Origin of the sequence: Serratia sp. MMO-28 (genome assembly GCF_037199905.1) — a bacterium.
In the GTDB taxonomy this organism is placed as follows: domain Bacteria; phylum Pseudomonadota; class Gammaproteobacteria; order Enterobacterales; family Enterobacteriaceae; genus Chania; species Chania oryzae.
The window spans coordinates 1-223 of record NZ_JBBCVB010000144.1 but is presented as its reverse complement, the minus strand read 5'-3'; the positions used below and the strand labels follow the sequence as shown (position 1 = coordinate 223).

General features: G+C 48.4%; 1 rRNA gene. It reads left to right on the top strand.

Going from position 1 to position 223, the window contains the following annotated elements:
- Positions 1-85, top strand: a 16S ribosomal RNA gene (locus WG891_RS26920); the annotation flags it as partial.
- Positions 86-223: the final 138 nt, after the last annotated feature.

Sequence of the window (223 nt, the reverse complement as noted above, 5' to 3'; positions counted from 1 at the left end):
GGCGCTTACCACTTTGTGATTCATGACTGGGGTGAAGTCGTAACAAGGTAACCGTAGGGGAACCTGCGGTTGGATCACCTCCTTACCGAACGATATTGATTGAGTGAGTGCTCACAACAGATTGTCTGATGAAAAAGTAACGAGCAGAAAACTCTTTATAGGCTTGTAGCTCAGGTGGTTAGAGCGCACCCCTGATAAGGGTGAGGTCGGTGGTTCAAGTCCA